The organism is Actinophytocola sp. (assembly GCF_036555685.1).
Lineage (GTDB): Bacteria > Actinomycetota > Actinomycetes > Mycobacteriales > Pseudonocardiaceae > Actinophytocola.
The window spans coordinates 1-17,950 of the sequence record NZ_DATBKY010000091.1 but is presented as its reverse complement, the minus strand read 5'-3'; the positions used below and the strand labels follow the sequence as shown (position 1 = coordinate 17,950).

At 68.6% G+C, this 17,950-nt stretch carries 20 protein-coding genes and 2 tRNA genes; 13 read left to right on the top strand and 9 right to left on the bottom strand.

Features of this window, described 5'->3' with window-relative positions; all coding sequences use genetic code 11:
* Window positions 1-130: 130 nt before the first annotated feature.
* Window positions 131-1,174, bottom strand: a complete 1,044-nt coding sequence (locus VH969_RS09230) for a DUF8017 domain-containing protein (RefSeq protein ID WP_331973240.1) — start codon at window positions 1,172-1,174, stop codon at window positions 131-133.
* 232 nt (window positions 1,175-1,406) lie between these two features.
* Here VH969_RS09230 and VH969_RS09225 point away from each other — a divergent pair, with 232 nt between their 5' ends.
* The 3 genes from VH969_RS09225 to VH969_RS09215 all read left to right on the top strand — a co-directional run bounded on the left by VH969_RS09225 (window position 1,407) and on the right by VH969_RS09215 (window position 3,481).
* Entirely contained in the window at window positions 1,407-2,597 is a 1,191-nt protein-coding gene (locus VH969_RS09225) for a thioester domain-containing protein (protein WP_331973239.1), read from the top strand.
* Between the two features lie 108 nt (window positions 2,598-2,705).
* Complete coding sequence (locus VH969_RS09220; protein WP_331973238.1) at window positions 2,706-2,894, top strand: antitoxin; 189 nt, start codon at window positions 2,706-2,708, stop codon at window positions 2,892-2,894.
* On the top strand, window positions 2,891-3,481 hold the full coding sequence (locus VH969_RS09215) for a putative glycolipid-binding domain-containing protein (protein WP_331973237.1): 591 nt from the start codon (window positions 2,891-2,893) through the stop codon (window positions 3,479-3,481). Before VH969_RS09220 ends, VH969_RS09215 begins: the two co-directional genes overlap by 4 nt.
* 151 nt (window positions 3,482-3,632) lie before the next feature.
* Here the strand turns inward: VH969_RS09215 and VH969_RS09210 are convergent, their stop codons facing one another.
* The gene (locus tag VH969_RS09210; protein WP_331973236.1) at window positions 3,633-4,607 is read right to left on the bottom strand and encodes a prephenate dehydrogenase; all 975 of its coding nucleotides are present in this window, start codon (window positions 4,605-4,607) and stop codon (window positions 3,633-3,635) included.
* Between the two features lie 22 nt (window positions 4,608-4,629).
* On the bottom strand, window positions 4,630-5,862 hold the full coding sequence (locus VH969_RS09205) for a M20 metallopeptidase family protein (protein ID WP_331973235.1): 1,233 nt from the start codon (window positions 5,860-5,862) through the stop codon (window positions 4,630-4,632).
* Between the two features lie 44 nt (window positions 5,863-5,906).
* Between VH969_RS09205 and VH969_RS09200 the strand changes: the two genes are divergently transcribed.
* Together VH969_RS09200 and VH969_RS09195 are read left to right on the top strand one after the other, a co-directional pair.
* Window positions 5,907-6,395: a tRNA adenosine deaminase-associated protein gene (locus tag VH969_RS09200; protein ID WP_331973234.1), complete on the top strand. Its 489-nt coding sequence runs from the start codon at window positions 5,907-5,909 to the stop codon at window positions 6,393-6,395.
* The gene (locus tag VH969_RS09195; RefSeq protein ID WP_331973233.1) at window positions 6,392-6,850 is read left to right on the top strand and encodes a nucleoside deaminase; all 459 of its coding nucleotides are present in this window, start codon (window positions 6,392-6,394) and stop codon (window positions 6,848-6,850) included. Before VH969_RS09200 ends, VH969_RS09195 begins: the two co-directional genes overlap by 4 nt.
* A 1-nt stretch (window position 6,851) precedes the next feature.
* Here VH969_RS09195 and VH969_RS09190 read toward each other — a convergent pair whose 3' ends face one another.
* The 4 genes from VH969_RS09190 to VH969_RS09175 form a co-directional block, all read right to left on the bottom strand.
* Window positions 6,852-7,427 (bottom strand): TIGR03086 family metal-binding protein, encoded by a 576-nt coding sequence (locus VH969_RS09190; protein ID WP_331973232.1) that lies wholly within the window; start codon window positions 7,425-7,427, stop codon window positions 6,852-6,854.
* A gap of 126 nt (window positions 7,428-7,553) precedes the next feature.
* Window positions 7,554-7,952 carry a hypothetical protein gene (locus VH969_RS09185; protein WP_331973231.1) on the bottom strand — a complete coding sequence of 133 codons (399 nt, stop codon included), beginning with the start codon at window positions 7,950-7,952 and terminating at the stop codon, window positions 7,554-7,556.
* The gene (locus VH969_RS09180; protein WP_331973230.1) at window positions 7,945-8,667 is read right to left on the bottom strand and encodes a hypothetical protein; all 723 of its coding nucleotides are present in this window, start codon (window positions 8,665-8,667) and stop codon (window positions 7,945-7,947) included. The genes VH969_RS09185 and VH969_RS09180 overlap by 8 nt, the downstream gene beginning before the upstream one ends.
* A gap of 12 nt (window positions 8,668-8,679) precedes the next feature.
* On the bottom strand, window positions 8,680-8,994 hold the full coding sequence (locus VH969_RS09175) for a type VII secretion target (protein WP_331973229.1): 315 nt from the start codon (window positions 8,992-8,994) through the stop codon (window positions 8,680-8,682).
* A gap of 224 nt (window positions 8,995-9,218) precedes the next feature.
* On the opposite strand from VH969_RS09175, the gene VH969_RS09170 reads away from it, so the two are divergent.
* Complete coding sequence (locus tag VH969_RS09170; RefSeq protein WP_331973228.1) at window positions 9,219-9,458, top strand: hypothetical protein; 240 nt, start codon at window positions 9,219-9,221, stop codon at window positions 9,456-9,458.
* Between the two features lie 972 nt (window positions 9,459-10,430).
* The gene (locus VH969_RS09165; RefSeq protein WP_331973227.1) at window positions 10,431-11,279 is read left to right on the top strand and encodes a choice-of-anchor P domain-containing protein; all 849 of its coding nucleotides are present in this window, start codon (window positions 10,431-10,433) and stop codon (window positions 11,277-11,279) included.
* Between the two features lie 359 nt (window positions 11,280-11,638).
* Here VH969_RS09165 and VH969_RS09160 read toward each other — a convergent pair whose 3' ends face one another.
* Window positions 11,639-12,247, bottom strand: a complete 609-nt coding sequence (locus VH969_RS09160) for a hypothetical protein (RefSeq protein ID WP_331973226.1) — start codon at window positions 12,245-12,247, stop codon at window positions 11,639-11,641.
* 246 nt (window positions 12,248-12,493) lie between these two features.
* Here VH969_RS09160 and VH969_RS09155 point away from each other — a divergent pair, with 246 nt between their 5' ends.
* From VH969_RS09155 to VH969_RS09145, 3 genes are all read left to right on the top strand, one after another.
* Window positions 12,494-13,597, top strand: a complete 1,104-nt coding sequence (locus VH969_RS09155; RefSeq protein ID WP_331973225.1) for a sensor histidine kinase — start codon at window positions 12,494-12,496, stop codon at window positions 13,595-13,597.
* Window positions 13,594-14,250, top strand: coding sequence for a response regulator (locus VH969_RS09150; RefSeq protein ID WP_331973224.1), 657 nt, complete (start codon window positions 13,594-13,596; stop codon window positions 14,248-14,250). Before VH969_RS09155 ends, VH969_RS09150 begins: the two co-directional genes overlap by 4 nt.
* A gap of 414 nt (window positions 14,251-14,664) precedes the next feature.
* Window positions 14,665-15,240: a helix-turn-helix transcriptional regulator gene (locus VH969_RS09145; protein WP_331973223.1), complete on the top strand. Its 576-nt coding sequence runs from the start codon at window positions 14,665-14,667 to the stop codon at window positions 15,238-15,240.
* A gap of 179 nt (window positions 15,241-15,419) precedes the next feature.
* Here the strand turns inward: VH969_RS09145 and VH969_RS09140 are convergent.
* Window positions 15,420-15,506 (bottom strand) — tRNA-Ser (locus tag VH969_RS09140).
* A gap of 196 nt (window positions 15,507-15,702) precedes the next feature.
* Between VH969_RS09140 and VH969_RS09135 the strand changes: the two genes are divergently transcribed.
* The 3 genes from VH969_RS09135 (at window position 15,703) to VH969_RS09125 (ending at window position 17,877) form a co-directional block, all read left to right on the top strand.
* The gene (locus tag VH969_RS09135) at window positions 15,703-17,484 is read left to right on the top strand and encodes a DUF8508 domain-containing protein (protein WP_331973222.1); all 1,782 of its coding nucleotides are present in this window, start codon (window positions 15,703-15,705) and stop codon (window positions 17,482-17,484) included.
* 48 nt (window positions 17,485-17,532) lie between these two features.
* Complete coding sequence (locus VH969_RS09130) at window positions 17,533-17,688, top strand: hypothetical protein (RefSeq protein WP_331973221.1); 156 nt, start codon at window positions 17,533-17,535, stop codon at window positions 17,686-17,688.
* Window positions 17,689-17,790: 102 nt separating this feature from the next.
* A tRNA-Ser gene (locus VH969_RS09125) sits at window positions 17,791-17,877 on the top strand.
* Window positions 17,878-17,950: the final 73 nt, after the last annotated feature.

The window sequence follows — 17,950 nt, the reverse complement described above, 5'->3', positions numbered from 1 at the left end:
ATCGACGGTGATTCGCGGCGGGAGGCTGAATCAAGCGCGACGACGCACCTGACGGTTCGGTCCTTCATCGACTCGCGGAGCGTTACGGGAGTGGTGCGCGCCGGCGTCCAACCCGGACTGAGTGCGGCGCTCAGCCCAGGCGGGCGGACGCCAGGATGTCCTGTGCCACGTCGGTCGGGAGCGGCTTCGGATCATCGGGTCCGCCCTCGACGTCGCTCACCACGACGAGCATCGCGACGCCCGACGGCTGGCCGTTCTCCTCCAGCAGCACGCCGATGATGGCGATCTCGCCCTTGGCCGCCTCGCACTCGGGTGTGGTCACCTTCGGCGTGACCGGCGCGGTGACGATCGCCGCCTTCTTGCCGCTGACCTCGGTCTCCTTCGGCGTGCCGAGGTCGACCTTCGCGGTGTCCTTGAAGTAGCCGGTGCCGAACGACTTCGCGAAGTCGCTGACCGTCTTGTTCAGGTCGAGGTCCGAGCCGCTCTTGCTCTGCACGTCGCCGCTCGTCGCGAAGCTGCGGACGTACTCCGCGCCCTTGCACTGGTAGGTGCCGTACTCGGCGGTGCCGGTGAAGTCGACGTTGAGCCCGCTCGGCCGCGGCACTCCGGTCACCTTCCAGTCCGGCGGCACCTGGTAGGTCAGGCCGGAGTCGGCGACGTTGTCGACCGACCGCCAGCCCTCGTGGCCACCCGGCGCACCGGACTCCGACGACGGCGGCTGCTCCTGCGAGCTCTTGCCCGGCGGGGGAGCGGGCTGCGCATTGGACGTCTCCGGGCTCGCGGTCTGGTTGTCCCCGTTGCGGTTCACCAGCACGATGGCGACGACCGCGCCGACGATGATCACGATGGCGAGCACGCCGAGGATCATCGGCAGCTTCGAGCGCTTCGGTGGTGGCGGGCCGAAGTCCTGCGCCGGAAAGCCGCCGGTCTGGTACGGGTTGTACTGCCCGTACTGATCTTGCGTGTAGGGGTACTGGTCGTAGCCGCTCTGCGCCGGAAAACCGCCCGTCTGGTAGGGGTTCGCGCCCTCGCCCGGGCCGTACGGATAGGGAGCCGTGCCCTGCGGTCCGGCGCCGTACGGGTCCGGGTACGGCTGCTGCTGGTAGGGACCGCCCTGGTTGTCCGGTGGCGGTTGCCACCCGCCCTGCCCCTCGTTGCCCTGCCATCCGGTCACACGCAGGACGATAGCCCGCCCACCCGACGGTCGCGGACATTCGCACGAGTAACGGTGTGCTATCTGGCGCCACACACGAGTTGGGCGTCCACCAACAACGACCCCCTGTCGTGACTCTGTGACTGCTCTGAGTATTCTCCGCTCCGCCTGATCGCTCACCTGTCACCCAGATAGGCAGAGGCTTTCAAGCGCTTCCAGGGGCATTTGGGGCACAACTGGGGCAAGGAGGGTCATGTCCAGCAGGTTCAAGTTCGCCCGTGCGGGTGCGGGCATCACCGGCGCCGCGGCGCTGCTGCTGATGGCGGCGGCCGTGCCGGCGTCTGCGGATCCGGCGACGGGGGTCGTCGACGGCGGCACCGAGGGCTACCACGTGAACGTCGGCAATGGCGGGTTGGGCAACCTCGCCACCAGCCTGATCGGTTTCCGGCTCACCGACGGCACGAAGCTCGGCATGTACTGCGTCGAGATCCACACGAACATCGACCGCGACCACGAGATGGTCGAGCAGCCGTGGGAGGAGTACCCGAACCCGGAGTCGCCGTTCAACGACAACCGGGACAAGATCAACTGGGTGCTGCACAACGGTTTCCCGGTCAAGAGCACCGACGACCTGGCCGCGAAGCTCACCGACGGCGGCGCGTCGCTGAACGACGGGCTGTCCGAGAAGGAGGCCATCGCCGGCACGCAGGCCGCGGTGTGGCACTTCAGCGACGCGACGGACCTCAACCGGGAGAACCCGCTGCCGCGTGACGGTGACGAGGCCGCCGCGAAGGACGTCGTGGCGCTCTACGACTTCCTGACCGGCGACGCGAACGGCGGCATCGGCGACCAGCCGACCCCGGCGCTGCAGGTCAGCCCGACCGAGCTGTCCGGCAAGGCGGGCGAGCGCATCGGGCCGTTCACCGTGAACACCACCGGCACGATCGACGAGCTCAAGGCGAACCTGCCCGAGGGCGTCAAGATCACCGACGTGGACGGTGTCGAGCTGGACGCGAGCAAGATCAAGAACGGCTCGCAGCTGTTCCTGGACGTGCCGGCGGACGCCGCCGAGGGCGAGGCGAACTTCGAGCTGAGCGCGTCGGCGAAGGTCGACACCGGCCGGCTGTTCGTGGGCAAGGACTACAACGAGCACCACAAGACGCAGTCGCTGATCGTGGCGAAGGCCGAGGAAAGCAAGATCACCGTGACGGCGGGCGGCAACTGGGCCGCGACCCCGCCGCCCACCTCGCCGCCGTCGAGCACGTCGGAGACCGCCCCGCCGACGACCACCACGACGACTGAGGCGCCGCCGGCGCCGCAGCCGAAGAACACCGGTGGCCTCGCGGAGACCGGTGCGTCGATCATGGCCCCGGTCATCATCGGCGTCGTGCTCCTCGGCGCGGGCGTCGGCACGCTGCTGTTCCTGCGGCGTCGCCGCGCCTGATCGAAAGGTCACTCGATGATGGCCCCCGCCCCGGATCGCCGGGCGGGGGCCATCATCGTTCGTAGTAGGTTTGGTGCGGCCACCGTGATCGTTCGGTGAGGAGGCGGCATGGGCATCGACTTCGATGACCTGAGGAACAAGGCGCAGGATCTCGTCGAGAAGCACGGCGACAAGCTCGAGGACGGCGTCGAGAAGGCCGGCGAGTTCGCCAAGGAGCGGTTCGGCCACGGCGCGCAGGTCGACCAGGTCGTGGACAAGCTCCAGGACGCGATCCCGGACCGGCCTGCCGACAAGTGAGCAGCCCGTCGAGCAAGCACATCATGATGACGTGGCAGGGCGTCGCCGCGCCGCGTCTGGAGTCCGTCCGCCTACTCGTCTCGGATGGCCGCCTGCGCGCGTCCGGCCGGGTCGTCGCGGCGGCGAGCCCGACCACGGAGGCGTACAGCGCGTCGTTCGAGTTCTCGGTGGCGCGCACCGGTGACGTCGGCAAGGGCCTGCTGCGCACCACGACGGTGGACACGGAGCGGCAGATCTCGGTGGGCCGCACCGAAGACGGCGTCTGGCTGATCGATCGCGGCGAGGGCACGTCCCGCAAGGAGTTCGACGGCGCCGCGGACGTGGACGTGGCCGGCATGGTGACCTTCACGGCCCTGCCCATCCGCCGCTTGGCCCTGCACCGCAAGCCGGCCACGCACGAGCTGCCGGTCGTGTACGTGTCGATGCCGGACCTGACCGTCACCCTGACCAAGCAGACCTACCGAACGGTCGAGGTGACCGCCGAGGGCGCGGTCATCAACTACTCGGTCCCCGACTTCACCGCGGACCTGACCGTGGACCGCAACGGCATGGTCATCGACTACCCGGGCATTGCCAAGCGCGTGTAGTTGTCCACAACCCACGGAGTTGTCCACAACGGACTCCGCAAACCCCTGTTTGTCAGCCCTCCCCGGTAAACTGACGGTCACGAGGGGTGCCCCCGGAGAGGGTGGGGGCTTACGTTTCTTGAGTTCTGCACGCGCGTGCGCGCGGGGGTAGTCAGCCAGGTAGGTCGCCCACCACGACGTCTTCCTCGAAGCGCAACACTCGTCCGCCGCCCGCGCCCAGCGAGCGCAGGTCGTCGAACGCCTCCGGGTCCGTAAGGTCGATGCGGACCTCCTCCCGGCCCTCATCGGACCGCACCGCGAGAAGCTCCGCCCGACCCGCGTGACCCGCGCGCACCGTCGCCGCCAGTCCGCCGGTGGACGCCAGTGCCCCACGCGCCGCGCCCAGCCGGCCCAGCGCGTCGTCGACCGCGTCCAGCAGCGGGCCGCGGTTCCCCTCGCACATCGCCAGCACCGAGTCCACCGGCGTGCCCGCCACCCGCGTCCCGTCCGTGAACGAGCCGGCCGCGAGCGACAGCGCCAGCGGCCCGCCGCCCGCGCCCGTCGCCGCCAGCACCGCCGCCAGCACGTGCGGCAGGTGCGAAACCCGCGCCACCGCCGCGTCGTGCTCGCTCGCCGTCGTCGGCACCACGTGCGCGCCGCAGTCCAGCGCCAGCGCCGCCGCCTCCCGCCACGCCTCGAGCGCCGTCTCCTCGTCGGCCACCGCCACCCACGGCGCGCCGTCGAACAGCGACTCCGACCCCGACTCCCAGCCCGACACCGACCGCCCCGCCATCGGGTGCCCGCCGGCGTACCGCGCGGTCGGCACCACCCGCGCCACCAGGTCCGCCACCGGCTGCTTCACGCTCACCACGTCGGTCAGCAGGCACGACGGTGCGACGGCAGCCACCGTCCGCAGCGCCCTCTCGACCGCCGGCAACGGCACGGCGAGGACCACCAAAGCGTCCTCGTCGACCGCACGCATCACCGCCTCGTCCACAGTGGACGACACGTCGTAGCCTGCCGCGAGAGCCGCCGAAGCGTCCGAAGCGGACACCGTCGCGCCCCACGCCGGCCGCCCCGACCGCACCGCCGCGCGCAACACCGATCCCCCGATCAGGCCAAGCCCGACCACACACACCGCTCGCACGTGATCATCCTTCCCGATCGGCTCAACGCAGCGCGTCGAGTGCGAAGGCCGCGTACGTCGCCACCCCGTGCGCGAACGCGGACTCGTCGAAGTGCACGCGGTTCGAGTGGTTCGGGGGCGCCTTGTCCGGCTCGATCCCCGGCGGGCACGCGCCGAGGAACGCGAGCGCGCCCGGCACCTTCTGCAGCACGAACGAGAAGTCCTCGGCAGCCATCAACGGGTCGGCCATCGTCGGCCCGAACCGCGGGCCGAGCACCGCCGACGCCAGCTCCAGCAACCGCGTGACCACGTCCGGGTCGTTGCGCGTCGGCGGGTACCCGGTCACGACATCGAAAGACGTCGAGCACCCGTGCGCCGCCGCGATGTGCTGACACACCTTCGGAATCTCCTCGAGCACCTGCTTGCGCACCGTGTCCGACATCGTCCGCACGGTCCCCTCGAGCTCGGCGGTCTCCGGGATCACGTTGGACGTCGTGCCCGCGGTGATCCGCCCAACCGTCAGCACGGCGGGATCGAAGACGCTGAACCGCCTGGTCACCATCGTCTGCAGCGCGCCGACCATGGCCGCGGCCGCGGGGACCGGGTCCACCGCGTGGAACGGCATCGCGCCGTGCCCACCACGACCGGTGACCTTGACCGTCCACGCGTCCGCGCTCGCCATGATCGGGCCTGGCCGGCTCGTGATCACGCCGGACGTCGCCGTGGCCGTGATGTGCAGCGCGAGCGCCCGCTCGACCGGCCGGCCGCCCGCGTCGAGCACTCCCTCCTCGATCATGTGCCGGGCGCCCGCGTGGCCCTCTTCACCCGGTTGGAACATGAAGATCACCCGTCCGGACAGTGCCTCGCGCCGCGAATGCAGCAGCCGCGCGGCCGACACGAGCATCGCGGTATGGGTGTCGTGCCCGCACGCGTGCATCGTGCCGGGCTCTTCCGAGGCGAACGCGAGCCCGCTGTCCTCCGGCATCGCCAGCGCGTCCATGTCCCCGCGCAGGAGCACGCTCGGCCCAGGCCGCGCGCCGTTGAGCACCGCGATCACCGAGTCGCAGGACTCGCCCTTCGTGACGTGCAGGTCCAGGCCCTCGAGCGCATGCAGCACCGCCGCCTGCGACCGGGGCAGCCGCAATCCCAGCTCGGGGTGCTTGTGCAGCTGCCTGCGAAGGGCGACCGTGCGCGGTTGCAACGCGCGGGCCGCGTCGAGGAGCCCACTGAACCGGGGGTCGTCGGTCAGGGGCGTGGCGGTGTCGGCGGGAGTCATGAGTTGATGATGACACCGGTGGGTCGTAGGAATACCGTGTCAGCATGTCCGAGCAGGATGCGGTGCCCGGCTTCGCGATCGCGTGCGTTCGCGAAGAAGGCAGGTGGCGGTGCACCGCGATGGACTCGTCGGTCCTGAGTGAGCTCGACGCGGCGATCACCGCGCTGCGCAAGGTGCGGTCCCCAGGCGCGGTCATCGGCCTGCTCGGCGTCGACGACCAGTTCTTCCTGCTCCTGCGCCCCTCGCCGAGCGGCCTGTCGCTGCTGCTGTCCGACGCCGCCGCGGCGCTGGACTACGACATCGCCGCGGACGCGCTGGACCTGCTGCGTGTCGAGCCGCCGACCGAGGACGACGACGAGGTGTGGCCGGAGGGTGCGTTGGACATCCTCGAGGACATCGGCCTGCCGGCGGCTGAGCTGCAGGTCATCGTCGGCGAGGTCGACCTGTACCCGGACGAGCAGCTGCAGATGGTGGCGCAGCGCTGCGGCTTCGCCGACGAGTTCAACAAGCTCCTCGACACGATCCCGCAGTGACCGTCCGTTCCGACGAGGACCTGATGCGCGCGGCCATCGTGACCGCCCGGCGAGCGAGCGCCAGCGAGGACGTGCCCATCGGCGCGATCGTGCTCGATCCGTCCGGCGAGGAGCTGGCGAGCGAGTGCAACGCCCGCGAGGCGCTGGGCGATCCGACCGCGCACGCCGAGATGCTGGCGCTGCGCGCCGCGGCCTCCCGATTGGACGGCTGGCGACTGACCGGCTGCACGCTCGTGGTGACGGTCGAACCGTGCACGATGTGCGCCGGCGCGCTGGTGCTGGCCCGCATCGCGCGGGTCGTGTTCGGCGCGTGGGAGCCGCGGACCGGCGCGGTCGGCTCCCTGTGGGACGTCGTGCGCGACCGCCGGCTGACCCACCGTCCGGAGGTCGTCCCCGGCGTGCTCGCCGACGAGTGCTCGGCCCTGCTGGACGAGTTCTTCGCCTCGCACCGGTGACCTATCGACCCATCCGGTACAGGAGCCGTTTCTGCGCGGTCGGCCCGGCGGTGCCAGTGGGCGCCTTGAAGAACCGATGCGTCGTGTCGGCCGACACCGGTGTCTCCGCGAGTCCGGCGTAGATCACGTCGAACTCGGCGTCGATCCATGCGACCAGGTCGGGATCGAGCCGCTCGTCCCCGCCGATCGCCCGCGCGAGATCCCACGTGTGCACGACGGTGTCGGTCGTGCGGACCGCAAGCGCTTGCGCCCCACGAATCCTCCCGAGCGGATAGTCGAGCATGAGGTCCGACACACCATCGAACGCGTCGGCGCATTCGTCTGCCGACCGCTCGAAGGCCGCGGCCGGATCACCGCCCAGCGCGTCGACGTCCCGCATCCGCAGAAAGTCCGCCGCACCGGCCCCGCGCACGAGCGCCGCGTAGTTGAAGTTGCCCCGAGTGACGTGGTTGACGAGCTGCCGCACGTTCCACTCGGTACACGGCGTCGCCCGCTCCCAGTCGCCGGCCTGAACGTCCGCCAGCCGCGCCGCGAACCCGCCACTCGCAACCCGAAAGCGCCGGATGATGTCGTCCACGAGCTCCAGCGTGCCGCGTCTGCCGCGCCATGAGCTGGCAACTATCGGACGTCGTGCACGGGCCATTCGCCTGCCGACCGCGGAATGCCCGGCCACCACAGTGGTGACCGGGCATTCTCCTGCGCGTCAGTTCCGGCGAAGCGGGCTCTCGTCGCCGAAGTCGTCGTCCTCGTCCGGCGCGGCGTCGGCGGCCGGGCCGGGCTCGGCCTGGCCGCGCAGCTCGGCGAACTGCTGCTCGCCCATCGCGGCCAGCGCCTCGCGCTCGGCTTCGGACAGCTCCTGGTAGCGCCGGGCGCCCTCGTCGACCTTGTCCGCGATGCCGCGGTTGAACACCTCGCTGGTCGCGGCGTCGCGCAGGCTGCGGCGGCCCGCGAGGATGTCGTCGACCATGGTGTGAAAGCGCTCGTCGCCGCTGGTATCACGCAACCTGGTCAGCGCGGCACGAAGGAACCGCGAGCGGGCCGGGTCGCCGCGGGCGATGTCGAGCATCGGTTCTTTGTCCGGGCTGCTCATGTCCTCACGCACCGGGGTGATCGTAGGCGCCGGCGGGCAGCGGGTGGTCCTTGAGCCCGTGCAGCGCGCCGAGCAGGCCGGCGATCGTGCCGGTCAGGCCGATGGCGATGTTGTAGGCCATGTCGTGTGCCTCGATCGCCTGCTTCCAGATCGTGACGGCCTCCTTGATCTCCCACGCCGCGGCCGCCCCGCCGACGATCCCGCCGATGATCGTCTCGCTCGTCGCGGCTGCCGCCGCGAGCGCGATGCCGGCGCCGATCAACGCGTCCAGCAGGCTTTCCAGCAGGCTGTCGAGAGTCTTGGCCACACCCCAGATGCCGAAGGCCACGGTCTGGATCTCCGTGCCCAGAGTGTCCAAAGGCGACTGCTGAGCGGCCACCGCCGAGCCGAAGTCGGTGAAGTAGGTGTTCGCCTTGTCGGCGGCGTGGCCCTTCCAGCCGCCGAACATCGCGTCCTTGCCCTCGGTGATGTTCTGGGCGTAGGCCGCGTCGAACTCGCCGACGTGCTTGATCGCGTCGCCGGCCTTGGAGAAGGCCTCCCAGTCGCCGGTGAACTGGTCGACGGCCCACTGGCCGGGGTTGAGCCCGCCGGTGACGAGCTCGATCGCCTTCATCACCCAGTGGCTGAGGTTGAGCCAGTCACCGATCGACAGCACTTCGTCGATCGGCCCCGGGATGGTCTGCCCTGCCTGCGGCTCGACCAGCTTGTCCGCTGGACGGTCTGCCATCGTTCCCCCTGATCAGTACGTGTTGTCCAGCTGTTCGGCGTGCTTGCGGTCGGTATTGCGATACATGGTCGCCGAGCGCGCCAGCTCGGTGGCCGAGCCGTTGGAGAGCTCGGTCAGCCGGTCCATGTTGGCGTCGATCGCGTCCTTGGCATCACCCATCCGGCTGATCGCCTGAGCCCAGATCCCCTGGCCGATCAACCCCTTCTCCCACATCGAGAGGTTCACGGCGTTGCCGAGATAGGTCTTCGCCTGCCCCGTCTGACCGGCGAGATCGGTCAGCAGGTTGTGGTAGGTGTCGATCTTCTCGGGATGAACTTCGAATGACATGCACTTCTCCCCAGCCGGACCACGTGGTCGGTTATTTGCAGGCCCCTAGACTTCGTCGGGACGCTATCAACCACCTCTGACGGTCGCCCGTGGAACCGTGACAAAGGCCAGGAATGCCCGAATTGAACGAAAACAGCGGATCGACCCGTCGCGAACAGGCACTGCGTCGTGCCGCCGAAACAGGTACGTGGCGGTACCGGAACTTCGTCCTGCAGGCCGCGGTTATGTGCACGGCGCTGGGCCTGGCCGCCGCGGTGAGTGCCGTGATCTCGGGCCTGTGGTTCGCCTGGCCGGCTGCCGCGTGCTGGGTCGCCCTGGGCGTCCTGGCCGGCCGGCACTGGCGCGCCCTACGCACCACCGGCGGTGAGATCTCGGCCCAACTCCGGGCCAGGCGAGCCCTCTCCGGTCTGGCCCTGTTCCTGGCCGGCGCGGCGTTCATGGTCATCGGCGCGCTACTGAGCTGAGCCGCCGAACACCTGGGGTTCGCCCTGGTGACGAGGAGGCGTCGCGCGTTCGTCCGTCAAGCCGGCCCCTGCCGTCGGATCGAGATGGGGCGTTCCTGGGCCGGTCGGTGTGGGTCGTCGTCGGGGTGAGCAGCTCGCTCGTGGCCGTCGGGCTTGGTGCCGTCCCGTTCCAGGCCCAGGGCGGATCAGCGCAAGAGGAGCCCGTCTCAGTTGACTGAAGACCAGCTAGGAAACGCCGGGCGAATCATGGCGAAGTTCCCGGCGTTCTCGCCGCTGAGAGCGGTAGCGGTGGGATTTGAACCCGACGGACGGCGTGAACCCTCACGCGCTTTCGAGGTCTGCGCGTAGCTGTTCCTCATCGCTATCCGGGCGTGTTTCCGGTCGAGTTCCTGCTGATCGGGGCGTCGGCAAGTGCCGGGTGAAGGCGAACGACGAGGAACGAGACTGAATTTGAGACTATGGCCAGAAGTCGGATCACAGCCACGGGCGCCAGGCGTCGCGAACCCAAAATCTCGGCGGGTATCGGCGTACCGCCCAAGGTTCCCCACGCCTTTATCAGACGCCGGATAGGGCGTCATAGGCACGGTCCGCGTGCGAGCAGGCAACAGCCGTTGTTCAGTGATCTACGTCATACTTCAGCGAGAAACAATCACTCGGATAGCCGCTTGCGGCGGCCATCTGGCGTATGCGTGCACCGCTGTCTGGTCTAACCTGAGATCAACTCGGAACCCGAGTCAGCAGCTACTATCACGGTTCGGCAACGAATTCTTTTTCGCAGCGGGAACGTCTGGACCGGAAGCTCTGCCGCGGCTGCTTTTGACTTTTCGCGTGGTCGACGGAATTCTTGGCGAACCTCCCCGGGGAGACATGTTCTCCAACATTCACTCACGTCCAGAATTGGAGCGGACATTGCGTCGTCCTCGTAGATTCGCCGTCGCGTGTGGACTGGCTGGTTTGGCCACCGTGGCATTTGTGACCACGGCCTCGCCGGCCGTTGCCGACGAGCACCCCCTCGGCTCGGCCTATGCGCTGTCCGTGCGGACGACCCTGCTCAACAAGCCATTGGTGAAGGTCGACCCGCTCCCGGCCGCCGCCTACCCGAAGGGTGGCGACGAGTCCGTGGTCGAGGTCGGGCCGAACCTGGGTGGCCGAGTCAGCGCGAAGGTTCTCAGCGCCTCCTCCTCACGCAAGAAGGGCGTGCTCGCCAGCAACGCCAGCATCGCCGAAGTCGCCGTGCGCGACATCCTCAGCGCGAAGGTGGTCACCGCCGAGTGCAAGGCCGGGCGCGAGGGCATCACCGGCAAGTCCAGCGTCGCCGAGTTGACCGTGCTGGGCCAGAAGATCGACGTGCGGACCACGACAGACGTCAACGTCCTCGGAGTAGCTCGCGTGCGCATCAACGAGCAGGCCCGCCATGGTGACACGCTCACCGTGAACGCAGTGCACGTGACCATCGGCGGGCTGGTCCGGGGTGTGACGAGCGCGGACATCGTGCTGTCCCAGGCCAAGTGCTCCGCCCGCGGAGCGGACGAGCCGGAGTCACCGCCGACCACGTCCACCACGCCGACCGACACCAGCGCGCCCGAGGAGCCCAGCCCGACCACGAGCATCAGCGAGCCGACCGTGCCCGAGACGACGAGCAGCGAGGCCGGAGGACAGGCTGACATCTCGCCCGCCGCGGACAACGGTGACCTCGCGGAGACAGGCGTGAGCGCGATCGTCCCGATCTCGATCGGCGGCCTGGTGTTCCTTCTGGCCGGTGCTGGGACCGTCCTCTACGCCCGTCGCGGGCGTGCTGGGGCGAACGCCTCACACGACTGACCGGGGACGCGTGGCGGGCGTGACCGTGCCCGCCACGCACCCGTGCGGCTGACCGCACGCCGCATCTGGCGTCGTGGTGGATGCGGTGCCCGACTTCGAGCAGGTGCTTGCCGATCAGATGCGGGTGCTGGGTGCGGACCACCCGCTCACGGCCGCGCCATCCTGGCATTCCTGCCGTGCAAGGGCGGTCATGAGGACTGCCGCAAGGTAGCTGACCTCTGAGTCGCCTGCTCGTCGAGCAGGTTGGAAGCATGTTGCTGTGCCTCAAGACCTATCCCGGTGAGTTCCGTAAGATGCGATCTGCGGTTGTGTGAACCGCGGGCCAGGTGTGATCTGGTTCTAGTCTAGGCCGGCGATGATCATGGTGATGTCGTGACTGGTGACCGGTCACTGGGTTTCGGCTGCGCCCAATCGTTGTCGGACAGAGCGAGTGTGCGGATACCCAACCGACCGAAGACGATGGCGATCAGGGTTAGTGCGGTGAGCGTGATCACCGGTGGCTGCCCGTCGGGCAATACTGTGTGTGCGACGACGACCGCGGTCACGATCGCCGGTCCCCACCAGCCGATCAGACCAGCGCGCCAGGCGGCGAAGGCCAGCAGCGTGGTGCCGATCCCGAAGCTGGTCAGCAGGACGAACGGAATCGCCAGCGCGGGGTCGGCGTTGAGCCGCTCTTCGAAGGCTCGCATCTGCGCCGGATCGCCGCCGGCGAGGGATCGGGTGATCAGACCAATTGAGGCCAGTCCCATGTGTCCCATTGCGCCGAGCAACGTGAACAGCGCGCCGAGATGGGCCAGCATCGCGCCGCAGTCGCGGGCCTGGTGCAGGATCCCGCAGATGGCGGGCACGGTCAGGAGGGCCGAAACGAGCAATGCGAGGGCGGAGACACCTAGCAGTTCCGGACTGCTCATCGCGGCGTCGTAGAAGGTGTTGCCGGCGGGGTCGAGCAGATCTTGCGGCACCAGCACCGCACAGAACCCCAGGAGCCCGATTCCAGCGGTGACCCGGCGGATCCGTCGAGTGTGGGACATGGCGTCCTCCCATCTTCCGGACCGGCAGCGCGCCGGTCGTCTGGAGCACCGTCCCTCTGCGGCGTCGTCCGCGTCGTCGGCACCGGGACGGAGTGCGCATCAGCCGGGTTGATGACGACCGGGGTCGCCCAAGTCGCCCGCAGGGCTGAGTCCTTCCAGTCCCTGCGGCTCTACCATTCGTGCATGGACCGGTTGCGGCCGTACGGTCGCTGGTTCGATGCGCTGATCGCGGCGTCGCTCGCCGTCTTCGGCCAGGTAGAGGCGTGGACCGGGCCGTGGGGAGCACCTCGTCTTCTCGTCGCGGTGACGATGATGATCGGCCCGCTGGCGCTGGTGTTTCGCCGCCGAGCGCCGATGACAGTGGTGGTCGTGGTATTCGGCTCCTTCGTCGTTATGAGCCTCCTTGAGATGGACCTCAGCGAAGCATTCGCGCCAGTCCTCGCCGGACTGGTGGCCATCGGCTCGGCCGGCTACTACGCGCGTCACTCGGTTGCCGCGCTCGTCGTGGCGATCGGCTTAGTGTGGTCGACGGTGATCATCATCGACGGGCTCGCGATCGCCGATCTCCTCTGGCAGGCCCTACTCATCGGGCTCGGCTGGTCGGTGGGCCGCGGTGCCGCGGTCGGTGCGCTGCGCGCACAACTGTCGGAGCAGCGCGCCGCCGCTGCGGTCGCCGAAGAACGTGTGCGGATCGCCCGCGAACTGCACGACATCGTCGCGCACAGCATCAGCGTGATGACTTTGCACGCCGGCGGGGTACGGCGGCTGCTCCACCCCGACCAGCGCGACGAACGCGACAGCCTCCAGGTCATCGAGCAGAGTGGGCGGCAGGCGACGGCCGACCTGCAGCGCGTGCTCGACGTGCTCCGCTCCCCGACCGACCAGCCGCCAGAACCGAATCTGGGCCTGGCAGGCATCGAAGAACTCCTCCACACGGCCCGGGCAGCTGGCCTGACCACCCGATTGCGGGTCGCGGGCTCACCCCGGCCGCTACCGGCCGGCCTCGACCTGTCGGCCTACCGCATCATGCAGGAGGCACTCACCAACGTGCTCAAACACGCCGACGCCACCCGGGTCGAGGCGACCGTCTGCTATACCGACACCGCGATCCGCCTCGACCTGGTCGACGACGGCGCACGCCGGAACCCGGTGCACGTCGGCGGTCACGGCCTGATCGGAATGCGCGAGCGCACCGCCCTCTACGGCGGCACACTCGACGCCGGTCCGCTACCCGACCACGGCTTCCGGGTCGCCGCCGTGATCCCGGTGCCCGAGGCGCCCTCATGACGATCCGCGTCCTACTGGCCGACGACCAACACCTCGTCCGCGCCGGGATCCGCCTGATCCTCTCCGCCGAACCAGACATTGAGATAACCGCCGAAGCGACCGACGGCATCGAGGTCGTCGCTGCGGCGAAAAGACTGCGGCCCGACGTGACCCTGATGGACATCCGGATGCCGAAACTCGACGGCATCACCGCCACCCGTCGGCTGCTCGAACACGAACCACCCCCGACCCGAGTAGTCGTACTGACCACCTTCGACATCGACTCCTATGTCTACGACGCCCTGCGCGCCGGCGCCAGCGGATTCCTCCTCAAGAACGCTCCCCCGGAACAACTGGTACACGCGATACGCGTCGTCGCCGCCGGCGACGCCCTGCTCGACCCGGTCGTCACACGCCGGGTCATCGAGGAGTTCGCCCACACACCCGCCCGCACCAAGACGCCCCAAGCCGTCGCCACCCTCACCAACCGCGAACGAGAAGTCCTTCTACTCGTCGCTCAAGGCGGCTCCAACGCCGAGATCGCCAGCCGGCTCTACATCAGCGAGGCAACCGTCAAGACTCACGTAGCCCGCATGCTCACCAAACTCGGAGTCCGCGACCGGGTACACATCGTCATCTATGCCTACCAACACGGACTGACCCAACCAACTTGACCAAATTGGCGGATCCTGTCCAACGCGACCAGGGGTCGTACGCGCATTCGTGCACCTGATGCGGCTGCACCCGCTGCGTGGCTAGCCACGCGGTCGCCTTTCCCCGCCAACGGCCAACCCAGGCGCTCAGCCGGACCTGTCAGCACTCAGGCGGTCGCCTGAAACCCTGTGGGCGGCCGCGTCCGCGGTGCACGGCGTTCTGCCATCGGTCAGGTCAGGAGCAGGTCGGCCTGCTGCTCCACCGTTCCGCCCCACGAGCAAGGGTCGTCGGGGACGAGCCGACTGACGGCTTACCTTGGGTTGCCCTCGAGCAGTTGTTCGCCCTTTGTTCCTTGTGACTCGGTGAGCGTCCCCGAGGTGGACTTGGTCCGCCAACGTGGCCTGTTCCTTCAAGGTCTCGCTGAGGTGGACCGAGTGCTGACACACGGCGACGACGATGATCCTGTTCCGGACGAGTACTGGGATTGGCTACGCGCATTTCTGCCGTGCACCTACTCGCAACGCACCGGGGACTACGCCACCGTCGTCCGATGGTCGGACTTCTACACGCAAACCGAATTACGCAACCAGCCGTTGTACGCCGAGTTCATGGTGCACGAAGGCACCACACATGCCTTGCACGCGTCGTTACCGGCAATGCCCGGCCGTTATCGCAAGGTCTCTTTCTGGCGGACGAGCGGTTCTGAGTTCACCGAACGGGATCGGCTTGTCGTCCAACTGCTCCGACCGCACCTGTGGGAGCTCTTCCTGGAGTCACAGCGACGCCTGCACCGTGTGCCCGACCTGACGCCCCGCGAGTGGGACGTGCTGCGGCTCGCGCACGAGGGATACAGCAACCGCGACGTCGCACGGGAGCTGTTCATCTCCATCGATACCGTGCGCAAACACCTGGAGCACATCTTCGACCGCACCGGCGCTCGTACCAGGACCGCTGCCGCAGCACTGATGATGCCTCACCAACCCGCCGCGGCGCGCGCGGAACGGAGGTAGCACCCAGGCAGAAGATCACTGGCTTCTTGTCTGAGGGCCCGCAGCCTGTTCGCCGCGCAGCAACGCGAGTCAAGTGACGTGCCACAGCAACTCGACGTCTAGTCTCATTTCAGCGGAGACTAGACACGAGGGGCCGGGCGAGTCATGGTCAACTCACCCGGCGTTCTCGCTGGTCAGAGCGGTAGCGGTGGGATTTGAACCCACGGAGGGCGTGAACCCTCACGCGCTTTCGAGGCGCGCTCCTTCGGCCGCTCGGACACGCTACCGCCGAGAACGATACCGGAACCCGGTTCGGCCGCCGTGGGGCGGTTGTGCGTGTGCGTCTGCGCAGAGTGTTGTCCGGTGGTCTTCTCTCGTTCACCCAATCGGGGCATCATGCGGTGTCCCCCATAAGGGGGTTGGGTTAACGGGAGGGTCGACGCGGTGCGGAAGAGGCAACGGCAAGCAGTGGTGTTGCTCGGTATGGCGGCCTTAGGCCTGGGTGTCGTGATCCCAGCCAGCGCCGCCGACAGCGACACGCGGATCCACGACATCCAGGGCAGCACTCGATTGTCCCCAATGGATGGTCAGCAGGTCACCGACGTGCCGGGCGTCGTGACCGCGATCCGGGCGTTCGGGTCCGCGCGTGGGTTCTGGATGCAGGACCCGACACCTGACTCGGACCCGGCGACCAGCGAGGGCGTCCTGGTGTTCACCGGATCGAGTACGCCGAACGTCAAGGTCGGTGACTCCGTGCTCGTGACCGGCACCGTCGACGAGTTCTACCCCGATGCTCCGCCGGACGAGTCCGTGCAGCAGTCGTCCACCGAGCTCACCCGCGCCACCTGGACCGTCCAGTCCAGCGGGAACGCGATCCCCGACGCCGAGACGATCGGCTCACGGACGGTGCCCAAGGAGATGGCGCCCGACGCCGACGGCGGCAACGTCGAGGCGCTCCCGCTGCGCCCGTCGAAGTTCGCCATCGACTACTGGGAGTCCCGCGAGGGCATGCGGGTCCGCGTGGACGACGCCCGCGTCGTGGGTCCGACGACCGAGTTCAACGAGGTCTGGATCACGACCAAGCCGCGGCAGAACCCGTCGGAGAACGGCGGCACGCTCTACACCGGCTACAACGACTCGAACACCGGCCGGGTCAAGGTCGAGTCGCTGATCCCGTTCGCCCAGCACCCGTTCCCGCAGGTCAACGTGAACGACACGCTGACTGGCGAGACCTCCGGCCCGGTCGACTACGACCAGTTCGGCGGCTACAACATCCAGGCCACCGCGCTCGGCGACCTCGCCTCCGGCGGCTTGCAGCCCGAGCAGACGCGCCCGCAGAAGTCCCGCGAGCTCGCGGTCGCCACCTACAACGTCGAGAACCTCTCGCCGCGCGACCCGCAGGCGAAGTTCGACACGCTCGCGCACGGCATCACCACCGCGCTGGCGAACCCGGACATCGTGTCGCTGGAGGAGATCCAGGACAACAACGGCACGACCAACGACGCGGTCGTCGCCGCGGACGTCACGCTGCAGAAGTTCGTCGACGCGATCGTCGCGGCCGGCGGGCCGCGCTACGAGTGGCGCGAGATCGACCCGGTCGACGACCAGGACGGGGGCGCGCCGGGCGGCAACATCCGGGTGGCATTCCTGTTCAACCCCGCTCGCGTGTCCTTTGTGGACCGCCCCGGTGGCGACTCGACCACGGCCGTCGCGGTGACCGGCACGAAGGAGCCGGCGCTGTCGGTGTCGCCGGGCCGGATCAACCCGGGCAGCGAGGCGTGGACGGACAGCCGCAAGCCACTCGCGGGCGAGTTCGTCTTCCGCGGCAAGACGGTGTTCGTGGTAGCCAACCACTTCAACTCCAAGGGCGGCGACCAGCCGATGTACGGCCGCTTCCAGCCGCCGACGCGCAGCAGCGAGACCCAGCGGGTGGCGCAGGCGACCGAGGTCAACAACTTCGTCAAGCAGATCCAGGACGTCGACCGCCGGGCCGACGTCGTCGTGCTCGGCGACCTGAACGACTTCCAGTTCTCGCCCGCGCTGCACACGCTGACCAGCGGTCACCGGCTGCTCGACCTGATGAACGTGCTGCCCCGCGACGAGCGGTACAGCTACGTCTTCGAGGGCAACTCGCAGGCGCTGGACCATGCGCTGGTCACCGGCCTGATGGTGCCGGACTACGACGTCGTGCACATCAACGCGGAGTTCGCCGACCAGGCGAGCGACCACGATCCGCAGGTGGTCAGGCTGACCGTCCTCGGGTAAGGGATACTGCCCGAACGATCAGCTGACGTGGGAGACGAGGAGGACGTCATGCAAGCTGACCGGGAGGAACGGGGGAGCGCGGTGGAGGGCGAGCCGAAGGGGCGCCACTCGGCGCCCGACGGCGCGGACCGGCACCCGCTGATCGACCTCGACCGCGACCCGAACCCCGGCGTGGCCGACCACGCCAAGCCGGACGAGGACTGAAGCCAGAGACCACGAGCGCCGGCCGCGATCCCGCGGCCGGCGCTCGTGTGCGCGGAGCGGGCGTTTTGAGCGGTCGCCGCGCCCTCCGGTAGGCTCCCCGGCGGAGGATTCGCATAGTGGCCTAGTGCGCACGATTGGAAATCGTGTTGGGTGTGATAGCCCTCGCGGGTTCAAATCCCGCATCCTCCGCGCTCTGAACAGGCAGAACGCCCGTCGTTCGTGATCTTGAACGGCGGGCGTTCTGTCGTCCATGTGCTGAAGG

Coding starts and splice junctions, on each gene's coding strand:
- VH969_RS09175 (WP_331973229.1), bottom strand. CDS start 8,994: ATGTCATTCGAAGTTCATCCCGAGAAGATCGACACCTACCACAACCTG.
- VH969_RS09150 (WP_331973224.1), top strand. CDS start 13,594: ATGACGATCCGCGTCCTACTGGCCGACGACCAACACCTCGTCCGCGCC.
- VH969_RS09200 (WP_331973234.1), top strand. CDS start 5,907: ATGTCCGAGCAGGATGCGGTGCCCGGCTTCGCGATCGCGTGCGTTCGC.
- VH969_RS09135 (WP_331973222.1), top strand. CDS start 15,703: ATGGCGGCCTTAGGCCTGGGTGTCGTGATCCCAGCCAGCGCCGCCGAC.
- VH969_RS09180 (WP_331973230.1), bottom strand. CDS start 8,667: ATGGCAGACCGTCCAGCGGACAAGCTGGTCGAGCCGCAGGCAGGGCAG.
- VH969_RS09170 (WP_331973228.1), top strand. CDS start 9,219: ATGTGCACGGCGCTGGGCCTGGCCGCCGCGGTGAGTGCCGTGATCTCG.
- VH969_RS09205 (WP_331973235.1), bottom strand. CDS start 5,862: ATGACTCCCGCCGACACCGCCACGCCCCTGACCGACGACCCCCGGTTC.
- VH969_RS09225 (WP_331973239.1), top strand. CDS start 1,407: ATGTCCAGCAGGTTCAAGTTCGCCCGTGCGGGTGCGGGCATCACCGGC.
- VH969_RS09155 (WP_331973225.1), top strand. CDS start 12,494: ATGGACCGGTTGCGGCCGTACGGTCGCTGGTTCGATGCGCTGATCGCG.
- VH969_RS09220 (WP_331973238.1), top strand. CDS start 2,706: ATGGGCATCGACTTCGATGACCTGAGGAACAAGGCGCAGGATCTCGTC.
- VH969_RS09130 (WP_331973221.1), top strand. CDS start 17,533: ATGCAAGCTGACCGGGAGGAACGGGGGAGCGCGGTGGAGGGCGAGCCG.